Here is a 17,724-nt window from a genome sequence, read left to right as displayed (position 1 = left end):
ACTCCATGGGCGGCGTCTTCTCGCTGCCCGTTCTGTACGCACTGGGCTGCGGTGTCGCCGCGGGCGGCGGTCTCGCGCTGCTCGCGGTGGCGATCCGCGGCCTGCCCGCCAAGCCCGCGCACGAGAAGCACAAGGCGAGCGAGCGCGCGAGCGAACTGATCCGCTTCGTCGGCCGGCGCGGCTCGGCGGCCATCGGCGTCGGCCTCGTCGTCCTGCTCCTCACCCGCTGGGCGGTCGCGGGCCTCGCCTCCGGCATCCTCGTCTTCTTCTGGGACAAGCTCTTCGGCGGCGCCGCTGAGGAACGGGCGCAGATGAAGCGCGTCGAGGCCCTCGCCGCCTGGACGGAATCGCTGCGCGACACCATCGCGGGCGCGGTCGGCCTCGAACAGGCGATCCCGGCCTCGGCCCGCGCGGCCGCCCCGGTGCTCCGCCCCCACCTCGACGCCCTGGTGGACCGCCTGCGCGCCCGCACCCCGCTCCCCGAGGCCCTGCAGATCCTCGCCGACGAGATCGACGACGCCTCGGCGGACATCATCGTCGCGGCACTCATCCTCAACGCCAAGCTGCGCGGCCCCGGCCTGCGCCAGGTCCTCGGCGCGCTCGCCAAGTCCGCGCGCGAGGAGGTCGACATGCGCCAGCGCGTCATGGCACAGCGCGCATCCACCCGCCGCTCGGTGCAGATCGTGGTGGCGGTCTCCGTGGCCTTCGTCCTCGGCCTGTCCGTCTTCAACCGTGAGTTCGTCGAGCCGTACGGCACGCCCGTCGGCCAGCTCGTCCTCGCCATGGTCTGCGCCCTGTTCGCGCTCGGCTTCTGGTGGCTGCGGAAACTGTCGACGGTGGAGACGCCGGACCGCTTCCTGGTCAGGGACGAGCCGGGCGTGCAGTTCGTACGTCCCCGTGGTCCCGGCGGCGCGCCGGCGGCCGGGGACCCGGCGCAGGCACCGCAATTCGGGCGGCCGGGCTCGGCCCAGCAGGGCCTGCCCGGCTACACCAACCCGTCCGAGGGGGTACGTCGATGAACCTGACCATGCCGGTACTGATCGGCGCGGTCCTCGGCCTCGGCATCTTCGCCCTCGTACGCGCCCTGATGCCGTCCAAGCGCAGCGCCGTCGCGACGGTCGCGCGCATCGACGCGATGCGGGCGCGCGGCGCGGCGTACGAGTCGCACCGGGCGACGTCGGACACGGAGAAGCCGGGGCGCATCGGGTCGCTGCGGTCCCGGGTGGGCGTGCGGGTCTCCGAGTTCTACCTCCAGCAGGGGTGGGAGCAGCGCTCGCTCAGGGCCGACCTGGCGGTGCTCGACCGCAGCTGGGAGAAGTTCCTCGCGACGAAGGTGCTGCTGGCCGCGGCCGGCCTGTTCTTCGGCCCGTTCCTCTTCGTCATCATCTACCAGCTCGGCTTCGGCAGGAGCCCGATCATCCCGGTCTGGCTCGCGCTGATGTTCGGCGCGCTCTTCTTCTTCCTGCCCGACCTGGAAGTACGCAGGGACGCGGCGGAGAAGCGGCGCGACCTGCGCCGTGTCATCGGCGCCTATCTGGACCTGGTGTCGATGAGCCTCGCGGGCGGCCGAGGCCTGCCCGAGGCGCTCATGGCGGCGGCGGAGGTCTCCGACGGATGGGCGACGCAACGCATCCGAAGCGCGCTGGCCGACGCCCGCATCACCGGCGTCAGCCAGTGGCAGGCACTCGGCTCGCTCGGCGAGGAACTGGGCGTGGAAGAGCTGAAGGACCTGTCGGCGTCCCTGGCGCTGGTGGCGGACGACGGCGCGAAGGTGCGCGAGTCGCTGGCCTCCCGCGCGGAGACGATGCGGCACCGCGAACTGTCCGAGATCGAGGGCAGTGCGGGCGAGAAGTCCCAGTCGATGCTGGTCGCGCAGTTGCTGCTGTGCGCGGGCTTCCTGGTCTTCCTCATCTTCCCGGCGGCGATGCGCGTGTTCCAGGTCTAGCGACCCCACGACGACGGTGCCGGCGACAACGGGGCCCGGTACCCATCCCCCCACCAAACCGAGAGGACAACTCATCATGAACGGACGGAACTTCAGCCACCCGGCTGTCGACTTCCTCGTGACCTTCCTGAAGGGCCGCGTCGAGCGCGCCCGCTCCGGCGAGCTCGACCGTGGCGCGTCCGCGGTGGAGTGGGTCATCATCTCGGCGGTCGTCGTGGCGATCGTGGGGGTCGTGGCAGCGGTGATCAACGCCGCGCTGAAGGGCGGCGCGGAGAAGGTCAGCGACTGCATCGAGGGCGCGGAGGCGAGCGGCACCTGCTGAGCCGGCTTGGGTGCGGCTGACGAGGACGACCGGCTGTCGGTGACCGGCTACTGGCGACCGGCTGCTGGCGACTGGCTGTCGGCGACTGGCTTTTGACGACATCGTGAAAGGTGACGGGGTGAGGGGACTGCGCGGACTGCGTGGGTTCGTACGCCGCAGGGTGGAGGCCGCCTCCACCCGCGGCGAGTCCGGCATGACCGCGATCGAGTTCGTGCTGCTCACCCCGGTGCTCTTCTTCATGATCTTCGCGACGGTGCAGTTCGCGCTGTACTTCTTCGCGGACCATGTCGCCCAGGCCGCTGCCCAGGCGGGCGCCCGCAAGGCGCGGGCCACCGCCGACGAGAACGCGGGCGGCTGGCGGGGCGAGGCGCGTGACGTGGCCGACGCGTACATCCGCCAGCTCGGCCCGAAGCTGGTGCTCGGCCCGGACGTGAAGACGATCCAGCCGGAGCAGAACACGGTCGGCGTGGAGATCGAGGCGCGGGTCCCCGCGGTGTTCCCGGGCCTCGACCTGACCGTGCACGCACGGTCGTCGGGGCCGGTGGAACGGTTCGTGGAGGAGAACGGCTGATGCGTCGGTACGTAGGGGGCGGGGCCGGGGGCGGGGAGCCCGGGGCCGACACCGGCAGACGGGCGCGAACGCCCCGTGCGGCGGCCATGTCCCGCCGCGCGTCCCTCTCCCGTCTCCGTCTTCGTCTCCGCGGGCACGACGACCGGGGACTGTCCACCGTCGAAGTGGTGATCCTCGCCCCGGTGATGATCCTCTTCATCCTCGTCCTCGTGGCCTTCGGCCAGCTCGTCGACGGCCGCGGCGCCATCGACGGGGCGGCGCGGGACGCGGCGCGAGCGGGTTCGATCCAGAAGGAGCACGGCACGGCGATGTCCGAGGCGCGCAAGGCCGCGCGGGCGGACCTGGCCGACGTCTGCTCGGGCCCGGTCTCGGTGGTCCAGAAGAGCGACGGCTTCGACGAGAAGGTCGACCCGTTCTTCACGGTCGAGGTCAGCTGCGAGGTGCGGGGCCTGGCCATGCTCGGCCTTGACATCAAGACGACCCTCGAGGCGTCCTTCAGCTCGCCCCTGGACCCGTACCGGAGGTCGGCGTGACGCGGCGCGCTTCCGTGCGCGACGGGCTCGTACGCGACGGGCTCGTACGTGATTGGCTCGCGTCCCGCCGCGCGCGCCTCGACGACCGGGGCTCGGGCGCCGGTGCGGTCATCATCTTCGCCCTCGTCTTCCTCGCGCTCTCGGCGTTCGTCATCGACGGCGGGCTCTCCATCTCCAAGCGGGAGCGCGCCGCGGACATCGCGGAGCAGGCCGCGCGCTACGCCGCGCAGGACCTGGAACTCGAGGACATCTACGACGGCGCGAAGGGCGCGCCCATCAACTTCGAGAACTGCGGCGCCCGGGTCAAGGACTTCGTCGCGGAAGCCGGGCTCAAGGGCGCCGACATCACCAACACGCACTGCGTGACCGCGAACCCGCAGCGCGTCGAGGTCGAGGTCCAGATGACGTACAGCCCGGTGTTCACGGGGCTGTTCTACGGCGGCGACGTGACGGTGAGGGGGAGGGCCACGGCGGAGAACGAGGTGGGGTGAGGGGGCCCGTGCCCGTCCGCCACCCTGCCCGCGCCCCCGACTACTTGCCCCCCTTCCCGCCGTCCTTGCCCCCGCCCTTCTCGTTGACCTTCACCGCGTCGTTCACCTTCTTGGTGAGGTCGTCCTCCAGCTTCTTGAACTCGCGTACGACCGCGTCCGAGAGGGCCGCGAGCTGGTCAAGCTGCTGGCCGATGTCCTCGCGGCCGTCCTCCCAGTTGGACTCGAAGTCGTCCAGCGCGTCGTAGACGCGGCTGTCGCCCAGGTCGTCCTCGTAGGACTCGAAGGTCTTCTTCGTGCGGTTCATGCGGTCCTTGATGGAACGCAGTCGACTGCCGTAGTCCTCCAGGTCGGTGAGTGGGATGGAGAGGTCGCTCTTGCCTTTGGCGCCCATGGTGTTTTCGTGCCCCCCTCGGCAACTCCTGCTGCCCACGCGGTCGCAGCCCAGCGTTCTCAGTGCCACACGCCGGGATCAAGTTCGGCTGCCATGAAATCATCCCCGTGCGTGAGAACCACCGGTGTCCGGCTCTGTTTGACCAGCGGCCCCTTCCGTACCATCACACCGATAGGCTCACCCGGCTCCCTCTTCCCATCCACTCCTTCCCACAGGACACCAGGACACCCGCCATGGCGCGCACCACTTCACGCTCGACGAGCCCGCCGAACCCGCAGGCCCCGCGGAACCGTACGCCGCAGCCGTTGCCGCGGCGCCGGCGCAGTCTCGGGGACTTCGTCAAGGCCTTCTTCGCCTTCGTCGCGCTGGCCGTGCTCCTCGTCGGTGTGCCCGGAGCCCTCGTCGTCTTCGTGGGCTGGCCGTTGCCGGGTGGCGCGCCCTCGCTGAGCTGGCTGCAGCAGGAGATCACCGTCAGCACGTTCATCAATGTGCTGACCGTCGTCGTCTGGTTCGCCTGGGCGCAGTTCACCGCCTGTGTGCTCGTCGAGATAAAGGCCGCGCTCTCCGGCGTCGGGATTCCGGGCCGGGTGCCGGGGGCCGGCGGCAGCCAGATGCTCGCGCGTCAGCTCGTCGCCGCCGTGCTGCTCGTCGGCGCGACCGCAGCCAGCTTCGCGCCGGGGCTCTCGCAGTTCGGGCAGTCGTTGGAGGGGAACCAGAAGCCCGCGTCCGCGGCGTCCGCCCAGCAGACGCCCGGCCTCTTCGGGCAGGAGCAGCAGCAGGCCGCGATGGCCGCCGACGCGCTGGCCGTGCAGGCCGACCAGGCCGCCGCGCACGCCGGTGGTGGCAGCAGCGCCAAAGCCGGGGACACGAAGTACTACCGGATCCAGCCCCCCGAGGGGCGCCACCACGACTCCCTGTGGGAGGTCGCGGAACGCCACCTGGGCGACGGCCGCCGGTACAAGGAGATCTACCAGCTCAACAAGGACCGTGAGCAGCCCGACGGTTCGAAGCTCTCCGAGGCCAGCCTGATCCGGCCCGGCTGGATCATGGAGATGCCCGCGGACGCGCACGGCGGCGAGCTCGTCGAGATGCCCGACGAGGCGCCCAAGGTCTCCGAGGACGTCAAGGAGCAGATCTCCGACTACTCCAAGACCGGGCAGGGGCAGGCCGGGGGCGAGCAGGGGAGCGGCGCCCACGGCGGTGGCAGCTCCGTCGACCACGACACCGCGCACATCGTCCTGCCCGAACAGCGCCCCGGCGCCCCCGAGAAGCCCGCCATGCCGCAGGCCCCGGACGCCCAGGCCCCCACCACCCCGGACGCCCCCGCCGCCGAAACCCCCGCCGCCACCGGCGGCGAATCCGACGGCTTCGACTTCGGGCTCCCCGAGGCGCTCCTCGGCGCGCCCCTCCTCGCCGCCGGGCTGCTCGGCGCGCTCGGCCGCCGGCGCCGGCACGCCCTGTGGCAGTCGGCCATGGGCGCCGTCGGCGGACGCGGCGGCATGCAGCCGCCGACGCCGTCCGGGGCCGCCGCCGACGTGCAGGACGCGCTCCTCGTGGGCGCCGACCCCGAGGGCGTACGCCTGCTCGATCTGTCGCTGCGCGGGCTCGCCGCGTCGCTCGCCGAGGAGAACCGCGCCCTGCCGACCGTGTACGCGGCCTGGCTGAGCAACGGCGACCTGCACCTGCAGCTGGCCCAGCCCGCCGGACGACCGCCCGCTCCCTGGCAGTTGGGGCAGGACCAGACGTTCTGGATGCTGTCGCGCGCCGACGCCGAGCGGTACGGGGACGTGGACACCGCCGCGCCCTACCCCGGCCTCGTCAGCCTGGGCACCCTGGACGACTCGCGGCTGCTCCTCAACCTGGAGGCCGTGCCGGGCATCGTCTCGCTGAGCGGCAGCGCGGCCGACCGCGCCGCCGTCTTCGCCTCGGTCGCCGCCGAACTCGCCACCAACGGCTGGTCGGACCGGATGACCATCACCCTCGTCGGCTTCGGCCAGGACCTCACCCCGCTCGCGCCCAACCGGCTGCGGCACCTGGAGGACGTCGAGGCGCTCATCGAGACCATGGAGGCCGAGACGCGGCAGCGTCGCGGCGCGCTCGGCGCCGCCGGGCACGACTCCGTGCTCACCGGCCGCACCGGGCCCGCCCAGCACACCCGTTGGGCCCCGCACCTCGTGCTGCTCGCCGCCGAACCAAGCGCGGATGACGCCGTCAAGCTCGCGGAACTCGCGGCCGATGCCGGGCGGTTGGGCATCGGATACCTGGTCGGCACGGAGTCGGGCGACCTGCCCGGCGCCGCCTGGGAGATGGAGATCACCCGGGACGGCAAGCTGCTCGCGCCGCTGCTCGGACTCGAACTGGCCGCGCAGTCGCTGCCCGAGGCCCAGCAGCGGGCCGTCGTCCAGCTGTTCACGGAGGCCGACCCGGAGGGCTCCGGCAGCCCCACGGGCCCCGACGACGGCCCCGCGGGCGCCGCTCCGCCGTTCCTCGTCGACGTCACCGAGCAGGGCAGGCCCGCGGTCTACGCCCGCCTCGTCGGTACGTACGAGATCATCGGCCTCGAAACCCCGGACGGTGAGCGCAGCGCGCTGCTGCACGAGGCGCTGGCCCTGCTGCTCCTGCACCGCGAGGGGGTGCACCCCCGGGTGCTCGCCTCCGCGCTCTGGCCGCGCGGCGTCACCGACGACGTGCGCGACGCGCTCATCGACCGGCTGCGCGAGTGGCTCGGCACCGACCCCGACGGCTCGCCCCGGCTCCGCGTCGACCGGACCGGGCGGCTCACGCTCGCCAAGTCCGTCGTGTCCGACCTGGACGTGCTGCGCTCGCTCTACCACGAGGCCACGCAGGGGCGCGGCGCGGGCAACCGCGCGGTGCGCGGGCGGATGCTCACCGACGCGCTGGTCCTGGTGCGCGGCCCGCTGCTCGCCGACCGGACCCGGGGGCGGTACGGCTGGCTCACGCACGAGATCATCGACGCCCAGCTGCCGCTGCTCGTCGCCGACATCGGCCTCGCGCTCTCCGAGTTCCACCTGGAGAAGGGGCGGGCGGAGAAGGCCATCGAGGCGCTGAACGCGGCGCTCGGCTCCGCGCCGGGCGACGAGCGGCTCTGGAACGAGCTGCTCCGCGCCACGCACGCGACGGAGGACCCGGCGCGGCTCCAGCAGGTCGCCGCGGACCTCGTCGCGCGGAGCGGGGCGCGGGGTCTGCCGCCCAGGACCGAGGCGCTGCTGGACGAGCTGCTGCCGACGTGGCGGACGGGGCTGACGGCGGCGGGGTGATGTCGGGTGCGGGTCGGGTGGGGCGGTGACGCCCGACCCGTACGACCCGACCCGTACGACCCGACCCGTACGACCCGACCCGTACGACCCGACCCGTACGACCCGACCCGTACGACCCGACCCGTACGACCCGTACGAGCCGCCGTCCCACCGGTCCCATTGGTCCCGCGGATCCCGCTGGTCCCGTAGATTCCACCGGCACACCCCCGACCACAACCAGGGAGACGGAGTTCCTTGGAGCTGACCCTCGTCATCGGCGGCGCCCTCTGGGGCGCCCTCGCCGGGCTCTTCGTGCCGCGCGCGGCCTACCGGCTGTCCGTGCCGCCCGAGGAGGAGTGGCGCGGCGAGAGCCCCGCCGGGCAGCCCCTCACCTCGTGGGTCGGGCTCGCGCGGGGCCCGCGGGGCGAGTGGTACGGCCCCGGGACAGCGGGTGTCGCGCTCACCACCGCCGTCGTCTGCGCCGCCCTCGCCGCGACCACCGGCACCCGGCCCGAACTGGGCGCCTGGCTCCTGCTCGCGCCCTTCGGCGTGCTGCTCGCCGTCGTCGACTTCACCGTGCACCGGCTGCCGGACGTGCTCACACTGCCGCTCGCGGGGGCCGCGCTCGGCCTGCTCGGGGCCGTCACGCTCCTGCCGGAGCAGGGCGGCTCCTGGTCAGGGGCGCTCTACGGGGCGCTCGCGCTGGCGGGCGCGTACTTCGTGCTCTTCCTGATCAACCCCAACGGCATGGGCTTCGGTGACGTGAAGCTGGCGCTCGCCCTGGGGGCCGTGCTCGGCTGGTACGGGTGGGGCGTGCTGCTGCTCGGGACCTTCGCCGGGTTCCTGCTGGCCGCGCTGTACGGCGCGGGTCTCGTCATCGCCCGCCGTGCCGGACGGAAGACGGCGATTCCGTTCGGCCCGTTCCTGATCTCGGGGGCGTTCGTGGGGCTGCTCATCGGCGGCTACGCGGCTTGAGCCCACGCCGGACGTGCGGCTTCAGCCCACGCCGGACGTGCTGCTCGAGCCCACGTCGGGCGGCCGATGACGCTGGCGTACGCTGGCTTGCAGCCCGTCCACAACCCTTACGAAAGGGACGCCCCGGTGACCGAGAAGGCCGACCTTCAGTCCGTCCTCGACCGTGCCGCCGCAGGTGGGCGGATCACCCCCGAAGAGGCGCTCGACCTCTACCGCGACGCCCCGCTGCACGCGCTCGGCGCCGCCGCCGACGCCATCCGCCGCCGGCGGTACGCGGGTACGGAGCACATCGCGACGTACATCATCGAGCGCAACATCAACTACACGAACGTCTGCGTGACGGCGTGCAAGTTCTGCGCCTTCTACGCCGCCCCGAAGGACACCAAGAAGGGCTGGAGCCGCGACCTCGACGACATCCTGCGCCGCTGCGCGGAGACCGTCGAGCTGGGCGGCACCCAGATCATGTTCCAGGGCGGCCACCACCCGGACTACGGCGTCGAGTACTACGAGAAGCACTTCTCCGCGATCAAGAAGGACTTCCCGCAGCTGGTCATCCACTCCCTCGGCGCCTCCGAGGTCGAGCACATGGCCCGCATCTCGAAGGTGTCGGTGGAGGAGGCGATCCAGCGCATCAACGCGGCGGGTCTCGACTCCTTCGCGGGCGCCGGCGCGGAGCTGCTCCCCGAGCGCCCCCGCAAGGCCATCGCCCCGCTCAAGGAGTCGGGGGAGCGCTGGCTGGAGATCATGGAGACGGCCCACAACCTCGGCGTCGAGTCCACCTCCACGATGCTCATGGGCACCGGCGAGACCAACGCCGAGCGCATCGAGCACCTGCGCATGATCCGCGACGTGCAGGACCGGACGGGAGGCTTCCGGGCCTTCATCCCGTACACGTACCAGCCCGAGAACAACCACCTCAAGGGCCGCACCCAGGCGACGATCTTCGAGTACATCCGCATGATCGCCATCGCGCGGATCTTCCTCGACAACGTCGCCCACATCCAGGGCTCCTGGCTGACCACCGGCAAGGAGGCGGGCCAGCTCACGCTGCACTACGGCGCGGACGACCTCGGCTCGGTGATGCTGGAGGAGAACGTCGTCTCGTCGGCCGGTGCCAAGCACCGCTCGAACCTCCGCGAGATGATCGAGATGATCCGCACGGCGGACCGCGTCCCGGCGCAGCGCGCCACCACGTACGAGCACCTCGTCGTGCACGACGACCCGGCGAACGACCCGGTCGACGACCGCGTGGCCTCGCACATCTCGTCCACGGCGATCGAGGGCGGCACGGCCCACCCGGAGCTGAAGCTCCTCGCCACGAACTGAGCGCGCCTTGCTGACACTTCACGTCGCCGAACGCTCGCCCGAGGCGGCTCTCCTGGTCGACGGGGCGAGCGTCGCCGCCGTCGGCCCGTACGAGGAGCTGGCCGAGGCCCACCCCTCGGCCCGCGTCCGGCGCTGGCCCGGCATCCTCACGCCGGGCCTGCTCAACCCCTACGGTCCCGAGCTCCTGGAGGCCACCTATCACCCGGATCCCCGCGAGGCGGACCGCCTGGGCACGGCCCCCATCACCGGCGACCGGGCGGCGGCCCTCTTCCGCACGGACCCGTCCCGCCTCGGCGCGAGCGCACGACGTGGCGTCCAGCGCCTGCTGGCCCACGGCACGGTGGCGGTGGCCGGTGAACTCCGCGCCCGCCCGGTCCTGGACGCGGTCCGCCGCGCCCCCCTGGCGGTAGGCGCCCGCCCACCCCGCCTCCCGGGCCCACCCTCCCTCACCCCGACCCCGTTGATCCTCCTCCCGCCCCTGACGCCGGGAGCCCCCGCCCGCTTCGCGATCTTCGACGTCGAGGACCGCGCCGAGCTGGTGCGACGAGGCCCGAACACCTGCGTGGCAACGGTGATCGCGGGCCGTTTGGTGTACAGGGCCCGCTAGGGGGGGGCGTGAGGACGCCCCCTAAGGGGTGCGGGGCCGACCGCTCAAGGGGCGTGGGGAACTGCGCGAGCAACCAGGTCGGACCCGCGGACGCCCAAGGTCCTCGCACACCCCAGGACGGCCCGCCGCAGGCGAGAGAGCGCGCCGCAGGCGGAGGAGGCCGACGCCAAGAGGGAAGACCGGCCTGCCACAATGGCAGGGTGACCCGAGCCACCCTGGACAAGCAGCCGCACGAAGTCGCCACGATGTTCGACGACGTCGCAGAACGCTACGACCTCACCAACGACGTGCTCTCCCTCGGCCAGGCCCGCCTCTGGCGCAAGGAGGTCGCGAAGGCAGTCGACGCCCGCCCCGCGCAGAAGGTCCTGGACCTCGCCGCAGGCACGGCGACCTCCTCCCAGCCGTTCGCCCAGGCCGGCGCCTACGTCGTGCCCTGCGACTTTTCCCTCGGCATGCTGCGCGTCGGCAAGCAGCGCCACCCCTGGATGCCGTTCACGGCGGGCGACGGGACGAAACTGCCGTTCAAGGACGACACCTTCGACGCGGTCACCATCTCCTTCGGGCTGCGCAACATCCAGGACACGGACACCGCGCTGCGCGAGCTGTACCGCGTGACGAAGCCCGGCGGCCGGGTCGTGATCTGCGAGTTCTCGCACGCGACATGGGGCCCGTTCCGCACGGTCTACGAGGAGTACCTGATGCGCGCGCTGCCCCCGGTCGCCCGCGCCGTCTCCTCGAACCCGGACGCGTACGTCTATCTCGCCGAGTCGATCCGCAGCTGGCCCGACCAGCCCGCGCTCGCCGCACGGCTGACGGACTCCGGCTGGTCGAAGGTGGCCTGGCGCAACCTCACGGGCGGCGTCGTGGCGCTGCACCGAGGCTTCAAGCAGGCCTGAGCGCACGTAACGCTTCAGTCGAGAACGAGGAACCCCCGTCAGGGGGAACCGGCCACCGGGCAAGATGTGTCCGTTGTAACGACCCGGCCGCAACCTTATGTGGTTCTTATGGGTCGGTCCTGTTGCTGGTGAACTTCTGGACTGACGGAGCGATTCGATGGCGTCGTACTGCCCACACTGCGGGGCTCCCGCTCCTGAAGAGGCCCGCTTCTGTATGAAGTGCGGCAAGGAGCGTCTGCCGGACGCCTCGGAGCCCTCGGAGCCCACGAAACCCTCGGAGTCCGCGAAACCCTCGGAACCGTCGGACCCGGTCCCGCCGAAGACTCCGCCCACCCCCACCGCGGCGCCCGCTTCACCGCCCCCGCCGCCCACCCACACGCCCGCGCCCACCCTCGCGCCCCCGCACGCCCCCGCCCCCGCGGCCCCCTCACCGGTGGCAGCCTTCATCGGGCGTACGTTCCGCGGGGATTGGGCCGGGTCCGTGCAGGCCGCGCTGTGGCCGCTCGTGCTGCTGCTGACCGGCGCCGCCGCGCTGGCCGTCCCGAGGTACGGGCAGGGTGACGACGCGGCCGTCGGCTTCATGGACCGTATGCGGGTCTCCCTCGCGATGCTGCTCCAATCGGTCGGCGGCGGCTTCGAGTTGTCGGGCCGCGAGGAGCGGCCGGGCTTCGACGGAACGGAGGGCCTGGGCGGCAGCGACGGCCTGGGCGGAACCGGCGGCCTTGGCGGAACCGACGGCCTCGGCCTGGGCGGCTCGGACGCTTCGAGCACCTCGGGGTCCGCCGCCGAAGGCGCGGCATCCCTGCACCTCGTCCCGCTCACCGTGACCGCGCTGTGGATCCTGGCCCTCTTCATCGGCGTACGCGTGCTGCGCAACCGCATGGTGCGGCGGGGCGCGCTCGCCCAGGGCGGAGGCACCGCGGGGCTCGAAGCCGCGGCCCGCGTCGCGCTGTTGGTGACGGCGGGCGTCCTCGCGCTCGCCCTCTTCGCGCAGCCGGAGCTGGAGGGGATCGAGCTGTCCTCGTCCCCGGTTCTCGCCGCGCTGGGCGCGCTGCTGCTCGGACTGGCCGTGTCCTGCGCGGTGTTGCTCCGCCCCGGCCTCGCCCACTGGCTGGCGGCGCGTCCCGGCGCGCACTCCGTCCTGCGCGCCACCGGCGCCGCGCTGCGCGCCCTCGCCGTCGTCATCGCGCTCTGCTCCGTCGTCGCCTTCATCAGCCTCACCCAGATCGACGACCTGGGCGACCTCACCGACCTCGACAACTCGAACGTCTCACCGCTCCTGGTCGCACTGCTCGTCCTGCCGAACCTCGCGGTCACGGCGCTCGGCATCGGCTGGGGCGCCGGCGCGGAGGCTTCGGTGAGCGGCAGCAGCTCGATGTACGGGAGTGGGCACGAGACCAAGTCCTTCGGCCTTTCCGAACTGGGCGACGTCACCAACGACTGGGCGGTCGTGGGCGCGTTGGCCCTCGGCCTGGTCTGCGCGCTGGCCCTCGGCGTGTTCGCCGCGCGGCGCTGCGCGGGCCGCGGCGAGGCGCTGCTGGCAGCCGCCGTCTTCTTCGGACTCGTGCTGCTGCTCGCCGGTTTCAGCGGCCTCCAGGTCGATCTCTCCGGCCAGGCGGCGGGCGGGGGTTCGGGCCTCGGCGGCTCCGGAGGCAGTGGGCACGGCAGCGTGGAGCTGGGGATCAGCATCCCCGAGACGCTGCTGTTCGGGCTGCTGTGGATCTTCCCGGCCGCGCTGCTCGGGCCGTACCTGCTGCAGATGGTGGGCCAGGGGAGTGCGGTGGCCGTCACGCCGGCGTACGCGCCGCCCGGTACGCCGCCGATGCCGATGCCGATGCCGGGCACGCCTGCCGGCCCCTCCACCGGCGAACCCGTCGGCACGACTCCCGCGCCTCCCGCGGTATCTCCGACCGCCGACGCCCCCGCCGGAGCCTCCGCCGAATCGCCCGCCGAAGCGCCCGAGGAACCCGCCGCACCCGGTGACGCCGTCCCCGCCGCGTACCTCCCCACCCAGACGGCGCTCGGCGTCTCCGCCCCACCGGCGCCCGGCCCTCCCGGCACGCCCCCGACAGGGACCCCCACGCCCCCGTACGCCCACCCGCACCCCCAACCCCAACCCCAACCCCAAACCCAGGGCGCCCACGCCTTCCAGCTCGGGCAGCAGCCCCCCGGGGACAAGCCCCGTGGCCGGGCCGGGATCTGGATCGCCACCCTCTCCGTAGCCTTCGTCATCGGCGGTGGGGCGACGGCCGGGATCCTGCTCTGGCAGGACAACAGTGATGACAAGACGGACGGCGCGGGCAAGGACGACAGGCCCTCGGTCAGCCGGTCCGAGGCGCCGAGCGGTGCCCCGAGCAGCGGCCCGAGCGGTGCTCCCACCGCGGTGGCCTCGCCGACCCCGGGGGCGAGCGACAGCACGGATCCCGGCACGACCGGTGAGACGGAGGTCCCCGCCGGGTCCGAGCGGGTGACCGACCAGGAGGGCTTCTCCTTCGCGGTGCCCGAGGGCTGGACCCGTCAGCCGGTGAACCCCGAGCGTCCCGGCCAGATCACCTACGCGGGGCCGACCGGACGTGAGGAGTTCCTCGTCGGCGTCGTGACGGACGCGCGCTACACCTCGTACGAGAACTTCACGAACATCGAGAAGCACACCAGAGCGGCCCCCGACAAGTCGGACTACGAGCGCATCCGGCTCGAGACCAACACCTTCCAGGGGCAGGACGGCGCGATCTGGGAGTACACGTACACCGACGAGGCGAACCGCACGATCCACGCGATCGACCAGAGCTACATCGCCCAGGACGGTACGGAGTACGCGATCCAGCTGTCCTGGCGCGAGGACTTCTGGCCCGCGGGCGAGGGCGCGAAGACGCACAGGATCGCGCTGGACACCTGGCGGCTGACGGACTGACGGACACACGGACTGACGGGTCACCGGGGCGCTGGGCCCACGTCGGCCCAGCGCCCCGGCGGCAACCGTCACGCCGGCCACCGCCTCGCTACAGCACTGGCCGGCTACATCACTGGCTCGCTACAGCACGAGACGGAAGCAGTGCGCCACGCGCCGCGACCCGTCGTCGCCCGGGATCCGCGGGGGAGTGGTGAACGTCTCGGCGAGCTCCATGCCGAGCCGCCGCGTCACCGCGATGGAGCGGGCGTTGTCGGCGACGACCATCGCCACCACGCTCGGTACGCCCACCGCGCGCAGCCGCTCGACCGTGGCCAGGGCCGCCGCCGTCGCGTACCCCTGGCCCCAGGCCGAACGGGCGAGCCGCCAGCCGATCTCGATCTCACCGGTCGGGCCCCAGTTCCGGGGCCAGGGCTGGGCGCCGGTGAAGCCGATCGGCTCACCGGACGCGTCGAGCAGGGTCCACAGGCAGTAGCCCAGTTCGGCGTCGTGTCTGCGCTGCCGGGCGGTCAGCTCCTCGTACGTGGAGAGCTCGGCGGACGAGCCGCCGAAGAACTCCATGACCTCCGGGTCGTCGAAGAGCCGGTGCCAGACGAAGGCGTCCTCGTGGGTCGGGACGCGCAGCTGCACGTCAGGGAGGGGTGGCGCGGGCAGGGTGTCTGTCTGGTCGGTCACGTGTGGCCCTTCGGCTGGCTGATCGGTACCGCCTCATAGACTGCCCATATACCGTGCCGGTCGGCACACAGATTTCGAGCCTTGGGGAGAACCCGCCGTGACCGAGCCCCTCTCCGAACACACAGCGGACGTAATCGTCGTCGGAGCCGGACCCGCCGGTTCGACGACGGCGTACTACCTGGCGAAGGCCGGACTCGACGTACTCCTCCTTGAGAAGACCGCGTTTCCGCGGGAGAAGGTCTGCGGTGACGGGCTCACGCCCCGCGCCACCAAGCAGCTGGTCTCCATGGGAATCGACATCTCCGAAGAGGCGGGCTGGCTGCGGAACAAGGGCCTGCGCATCATCGGTGGCGGGGTGCGGCTCCAGCTGGACTGGCCGGAACTCGCCTCTTACCCGGACTACGGCCTCGTAAGGAAGCGGGACGATTTCGACGAGCAGCTCGCCCGGCAGGCGCAGAAGGCGGGCGCACGCCTGTACGAGCGCTGCAACGTCGGCGAGCCGGTCATCGACGACCGCACCGGCCGCATCACCGGTGTGCACGCGAAGATGGGCGAGGAGAAGACCCCCGTCACCTTCCACGCCCCGCTCGTCGTCGCGGCCGACGGCAACTCCTCGCGGATCTCGCTCGCCATGGGCCTGCACCGCCGCGAGGACCGCCCGATGGGCGTCGCCGTGCGCACGTACTTCACCTCGCCCCGCCACGACGACGACTACCTGGAGTCCTGGCTGGAACTGTGGGACCGCCGCGGGCCCGGCGAGGACCGGCTCCTTCCCGGCTACGGCTGGATCTTCGGCATGGGCGACGGCACGTCCAATGTCGGCCTCGGCATCCTGAACTCCTCCAAGTCGTTCCGGGAGCTGGACTGGCGCGAGGTCCTCAAGGCGTGGTGCGCCTCGATGCCGGAGGACTGGGGGTACACCCCGGAGAACATGACGATGCCGATCCGCGGCGCCGCCCTGCCGATGGCGTTCAACCGCCAGCCGCACTACACCAAGGGCCTGATGCTCGTCGGCGACGCGGGCGGCCTGGTGAACCCCTTCAACGGCGAGGGCATCGCGTACGCCATGGAGTCCGGCCAGATCGCGGCGGACGTCATCGTGCAGGCACACGCGCGTGCCACCCCCGCCCAGCGCGAACTGGCGCTGCTGAACTACCCGAAGACGCTCAAGGAGACGTACGGCGGCTACTACACGCTGGGCCGTGCCTTCGTGAAGCTCATCGGCAACCCGAAGGTCATGAAGATCGCGACCCAGCGCGGCCTGACCCACCCGATCCTGATGCGGTTCACCCTGAAGATGCTGGCGAACCTGACGGACCCGATGGGCGGCGACGCGATGGACCGCATCATCAACGGCCTGAGCAAGGTGGCACCGAAGGCGTAAGCCCAGTGGGCGGTTCGCACAGTACGGTGCAAAATGGACGCATGATATTTATTGCCGTCAAGTTCACCGTCCGCCCCGAGCACAGCGAAAGCTGGCTCGAGCGGACCGCCGCATTCACCTCCGCCACGCGCGCGGAGCCGGGCAACATCTTCTTCGAGTGGTCCCGCTCCGTCGACGACCCGAATCAGTTCGTGCTCCTCGAGGCCTTCGCCGACGGGGACGCGGGCGCCGCGCACGTCAACTCCGACCACTTCAAGGCCGGACTGGAGACGATGGGCGAGCTCATCGCCACGGTGCCGCAGATCGTGAACACCGAGATCGAGGGCAGCGGTTGGTCCGCGATGGCGGAGCTGTCCCCGAAGAACGCCTGAGAAGCCGCCTCAGGGCACGCCAAGGGCCGGAACCCCTCCCGGGGGGTTCCGGCCCTTGTTCGTGGCTCTACGGGGGCGCTAAGAGGCCGTCAGAGGACGCGTACGGCGCCCGAGGCCGGGTAACCCGACAGATCCTGGATGACAACACCCTTGCCGGGGTTGGCGGCGTCCAGGTACTGGCCGTTACCGATGTACACACCGACGTGGTACGCGGAGCCCTTGCCGCCCCAGTACAGGATGTCGCCGACCTGCAGGTTCGAGGTGCCGACCTCGGTGCCCATCGTCGACTGGTCCTGCGAGACGCGCGGGAGGTCCACGCCCGCCTGCTTGAACGCGGCCTGCACGAGGCTGGAGCAGTCCCAGGCGTTCGGGCCCGACGCGCCCATCACGTAGGCGTCGCCGAGCTGCGCCTTGAGGAAGCTGATGACCGTGCCGACGCTGCCACTGGCCGGGGCGTCGACCGTGTCCGAGGCGGAGGGGCCCGAGGAGTCGGACGTGGACTGCGTGGAGAGCGTGGTGCGCTCGGCGGAACGCGACGCGCGCTCCTGAGCGGCCTTCTTCTTCGCCGCGGCCGCGGCCTTGCGCTCGGCCTCGGCCTTCTTCTCGGCCTTGGCCTGGTCTTCCCTGGCCTGCTTGGCGGCCTTGGTGGCGGCCGCGTCCTGCTCGGCGCGCGACTCGTACGTAGCGGCGGCCTGCTGGGTGGCGTCCGCCGACTGCGCGATCTGAGCGGACAGATCAGTCGTGAGCGTGGGCATCTCGATGGTCTCGGACACCGGCTCGGCCGCGTTCGCCGTACCGGCCGCCGCGGCCACTGCCAGGGTGCTGAGGACGCCACCGGCAACTCCGGCGCGCAGGGCAATCTTCGAGGCGCTGCGACGGGGCTTCCGGTGGCTGGGTATGTGAGCGGTGTGGGACATGAGAACAACTGCTAGCAGGGACTCACGGTTCCCTTCAAGAAACGTGTGCTGCGCCACAGTTGCGATTCTCGGCTTTGAATCCCGGGCGTGTCGCTCCTTATTGACGCCGTAACGGGCAATGCGGACAGCGGTGATCACGCCTGTGATCATGGGTT

The 17,724-nt window shown here is 71.8% G+C and carries 17 protein-coding genes; 14 read left to right on the top strand and 3 right to left on the bottom strand.

Translation table 11 applies throughout. The features are described from left to right. Positions 1-5 precede the first annotated feature (5 nt). The 6 genes from AC07DI_RS18575 to AC07DI_RS18550 all read left to right on the top strand — a co-directional run bounded on the left by AC07DI_RS18575 (position 6) and on the right by AC07DI_RS18550 (position 3,862). Positions 6-1,019, top strand: a complete 1,014-nt coding sequence (locus AC07DI_RS18575) for a type II secretion system F family protein (RefSeq protein WP_478905310.1) — start codon at positions 6-8, stop codon at positions 1,017-1,019. Continuing rightward, the gene (locus AC07DI_RS18570) at positions 1,016-1,945 is read left to right on the top strand and encodes a type II secretion system F family protein (RefSeq protein WP_478905235.1); all 930 of its coding nucleotides are present in this window, start codon (positions 1,016-1,018) and stop codon (positions 1,943-1,945) included. Before AC07DI_RS18575 ends, AC07DI_RS18570 begins: the two co-directional genes overlap by 4 nt. 76 nt (positions 1,946-2,021) lie before the next feature. Then, positions 2,022-2,267, top strand: coding sequence for a hypothetical protein (locus AC07DI_RS18565; RefSeq protein ID WP_384250641.1), 246 nt, complete (start codon positions 2,022-2,024; stop codon positions 2,265-2,267). A 193-nt stretch (positions 2,268-2,460) separates the two neighbouring features. Then, on the top strand, positions 2,461-2,838 hold the full coding sequence (locus tag AC07DI_RS18560) for a TadE family protein (RefSeq protein ID WP_384250780.1): 378 nt from the start codon (positions 2,461-2,463) through the stop codon (positions 2,836-2,838). Between the two features lie 86 nt (positions 2,839-2,924). Then, complete coding sequence (locus AC07DI_RS18555) at positions 2,925-3,371, top strand: TadE/TadG family type IV pilus assembly protein (RefSeq protein WP_384250777.1); 447 nt, start codon at positions 2,925-2,927, stop codon at positions 3,369-3,371. Next, complete coding sequence (locus tag AC07DI_RS18550; RefSeq protein WP_478905234.1) at positions 3,368-3,862, top strand: TadE/TadG family type IV pilus assembly protein; 495 nt, start codon at positions 3,368-3,370, stop codon at positions 3,860-3,862. The genes AC07DI_RS18555 and AC07DI_RS18550 overlap by 4 nt, the downstream gene beginning before the upstream one ends. A gap of 40 nt (positions 3,863-3,902) precedes the next feature. Here AC07DI_RS18550 and AC07DI_RS18545 read toward each other — a convergent pair whose 3' ends face one another. Continuing rightward, positions 3,903-4,253: a hypothetical protein gene (locus tag AC07DI_RS18545; protein ID WP_384250638.1), complete on the bottom strand. Its 351-nt coding sequence runs from the start codon at positions 4,251-4,253 to the stop codon at positions 3,903-3,905. 233 nt (positions 4,254-4,486) lie between these two features. On the opposite strand from AC07DI_RS18545, the gene AC07DI_RS18540 reads away from it, so the two are divergent. The 6 genes from AC07DI_RS18540 to AC07DI_RS18515 all read left to right on the top strand — a co-directional run bounded on the left by AC07DI_RS18540 (position 4,487) and on the right by AC07DI_RS18515 (position 14,225). Next, positions 4,487-7,531 (top strand): BTAD domain-containing putative transcriptional regulator, encoded by a 3,045-nt coding sequence (locus AC07DI_RS18540; protein WP_478905233.1) that lies wholly within the window; start codon positions 4,487-4,489, stop codon positions 7,529-7,531. Between the two features lie 234 nt (positions 7,532-7,765). Further along, positions 7,766-8,485: a prepilin peptidase gene (locus AC07DI_RS18535; RefSeq protein ID WP_478905232.1), complete on the top strand. Its 720-nt coding sequence runs from the start codon at positions 7,766-7,768 to the stop codon at positions 8,483-8,485. 126 nt (positions 8,486-8,611) lie between these two features. Further along, complete coding sequence (mqnC, locus tag AC07DI_RS18530) at positions 8,612-9,811, top strand: cyclic dehypoxanthinyl futalosine synthase (RefSeq protein WP_384250630.1); 1,200 nt, start codon at positions 8,612-8,614, stop codon at positions 9,809-9,811. A 7-nt stretch (positions 9,812-9,818) separates the two neighbouring features. Continuing rightward, on the top strand, positions 9,819-10,418 hold the full coding sequence (locus tag AC07DI_RS18525; protein WP_478905231.1) for an imidazolonepropionase-like domain-containing protein: 600 nt from the start codon (positions 9,819-9,821) through the stop codon (positions 10,416-10,418). Between the two features lie 200 nt (positions 10,419-10,618). After that, positions 10,619-11,314 carry a demethylmenaquinone methyltransferase gene (locus AC07DI_RS18520; RefSeq protein ID WP_478905230.1) on the top strand — a complete coding sequence of 232 codons (696 nt, stop codon included), beginning with the start codon at positions 10,619-10,621 and terminating at the stop codon, positions 11,312-11,314. Positions 11,315-11,471: 157 nt separating this feature from the next. Next, complete coding sequence (locus tag AC07DI_RS18515; RefSeq protein WP_478905229.1) at positions 11,472-14,225, top strand: zinc ribbon domain-containing protein; 2,754 nt, start codon at positions 11,472-11,474, stop codon at positions 14,223-14,225. 120 nt (positions 14,226-14,345) lie between these two features. Here AC07DI_RS18515 and AC07DI_RS18510 read toward each other — a convergent pair whose 3' ends face one another. After that, complete coding sequence (locus tag AC07DI_RS18510; protein ID WP_478905228.1) at positions 14,346-14,897, bottom strand: GNAT family N-acetyltransferase; 552 nt, start codon at positions 14,895-14,897, stop codon at positions 14,346-14,348. Positions 14,898-14,994: 97 nt separating this feature from the next. Between AC07DI_RS18510 and AC07DI_RS18505 the strand changes: the two genes are divergently transcribed. Together AC07DI_RS18505 and AC07DI_RS18500 are read left to right on the top strand one after the other, a co-directional pair. Next, complete coding sequence (locus AC07DI_RS18505) at positions 14,995-16,281, top strand: geranylgeranyl reductase family protein (protein WP_384250622.1); 1,287 nt, start codon at positions 14,995-14,997, stop codon at positions 16,279-16,281. 41 nt (positions 16,282-16,322) lie between these two features. After that, positions 16,323-16,652, top strand: a complete 330-nt coding sequence (locus AC07DI_RS18500) for a putative quinol monooxygenase (protein ID WP_384250620.1) — start codon at positions 16,323-16,325, stop codon at positions 16,650-16,652. A gap of 89 nt (positions 16,653-16,741) precedes the next feature. Here AC07DI_RS18500 and AC07DI_RS18495 read toward each other — a convergent pair whose 3' ends face one another. Beyond that, on the bottom strand, positions 16,742-17,569 hold the full coding sequence (locus tag AC07DI_RS18495) for a C40 family peptidase (protein WP_384250617.1): 828 nt from the start codon (positions 17,567-17,569) through the stop codon (positions 16,742-16,744). Positions 17,570-17,724 lie beyond the last annotated feature (155 nt).

The sequence above is a fragment of the Streptomyces sp. NPDC044106 genome, from assembly GCF_056433985.1.
The sequence above is the reverse complement of the archived record's forward strand: the minus strand, read 5'-3'. Positions and strand labels throughout refer to the sequence as shown.

Coding starts and splice junctions, on each gene's coding strand:
- AC07DI_RS18495 (WP_384250617.1), bottom strand. CDS start 17,569: ATGTCCCACACCGCTCACATACCCAGCCACCGGAAGCCCCGTCGCAGC.
- AC07DI_RS18565 (WP_384250641.1), top strand. CDS start 2,022: ATGAACGGACGGAACTTCAGCCACCCGGCTGTCGACTTCCTCGTGACC.
- AC07DI_RS18560 (WP_384250780.1), top strand. CDS start 2,461: ATGACCGCGATCGAGTTCGTGCTGCTCACCCCGGTGCTCTTCTTCATG.
- AC07DI_RS18515 (WP_478905229.1), top strand. CDS start 11,472: ATGGCGTCGTACTGCCCACACTGCGGGGCTCCCGCTCCTGAAGAGGCC.
- AC07DI_RS18545 (WP_384250638.1), bottom strand. CDS start 4,253: ATGGGCGCCAAAGGCAAGAGCGACCTCTCCATCCCACTCACCGACCTG.
- AC07DI_RS18540 (WP_478905233.1), top strand. CDS start 4,487: ATGGCGCGCACCACTTCACGCTCGACGAGCCCGCCGAACCCGCAGGCC.
- AC07DI_RS18500 (WP_384250620.1), top strand. CDS start 16,323: ATGATATTTATTGCCGTCAAGTTCACCGTCCGCCCCGAGCACAGCGAA.
- AC07DI_RS18570 (WP_478905235.1), top strand. CDS start 1,016: ATGAACCTGACCATGCCGGTACTGATCGGCGCGGTCCTCGGCCTCGGC.
- AC07DI_RS18555 (WP_384250777.1), top strand. CDS start 2,925: ATGTCCCGCCGCGCGTCCCTCTCCCGTCTCCGTCTTCGTCTCCGCGGG.
- AC07DI_RS18575 (WP_478905310.1), top strand. CDS start 6: ATGGGCGGCGTCTTCTCGCTGCCCGTTCTGTACGCACTGGGCTGCGGT.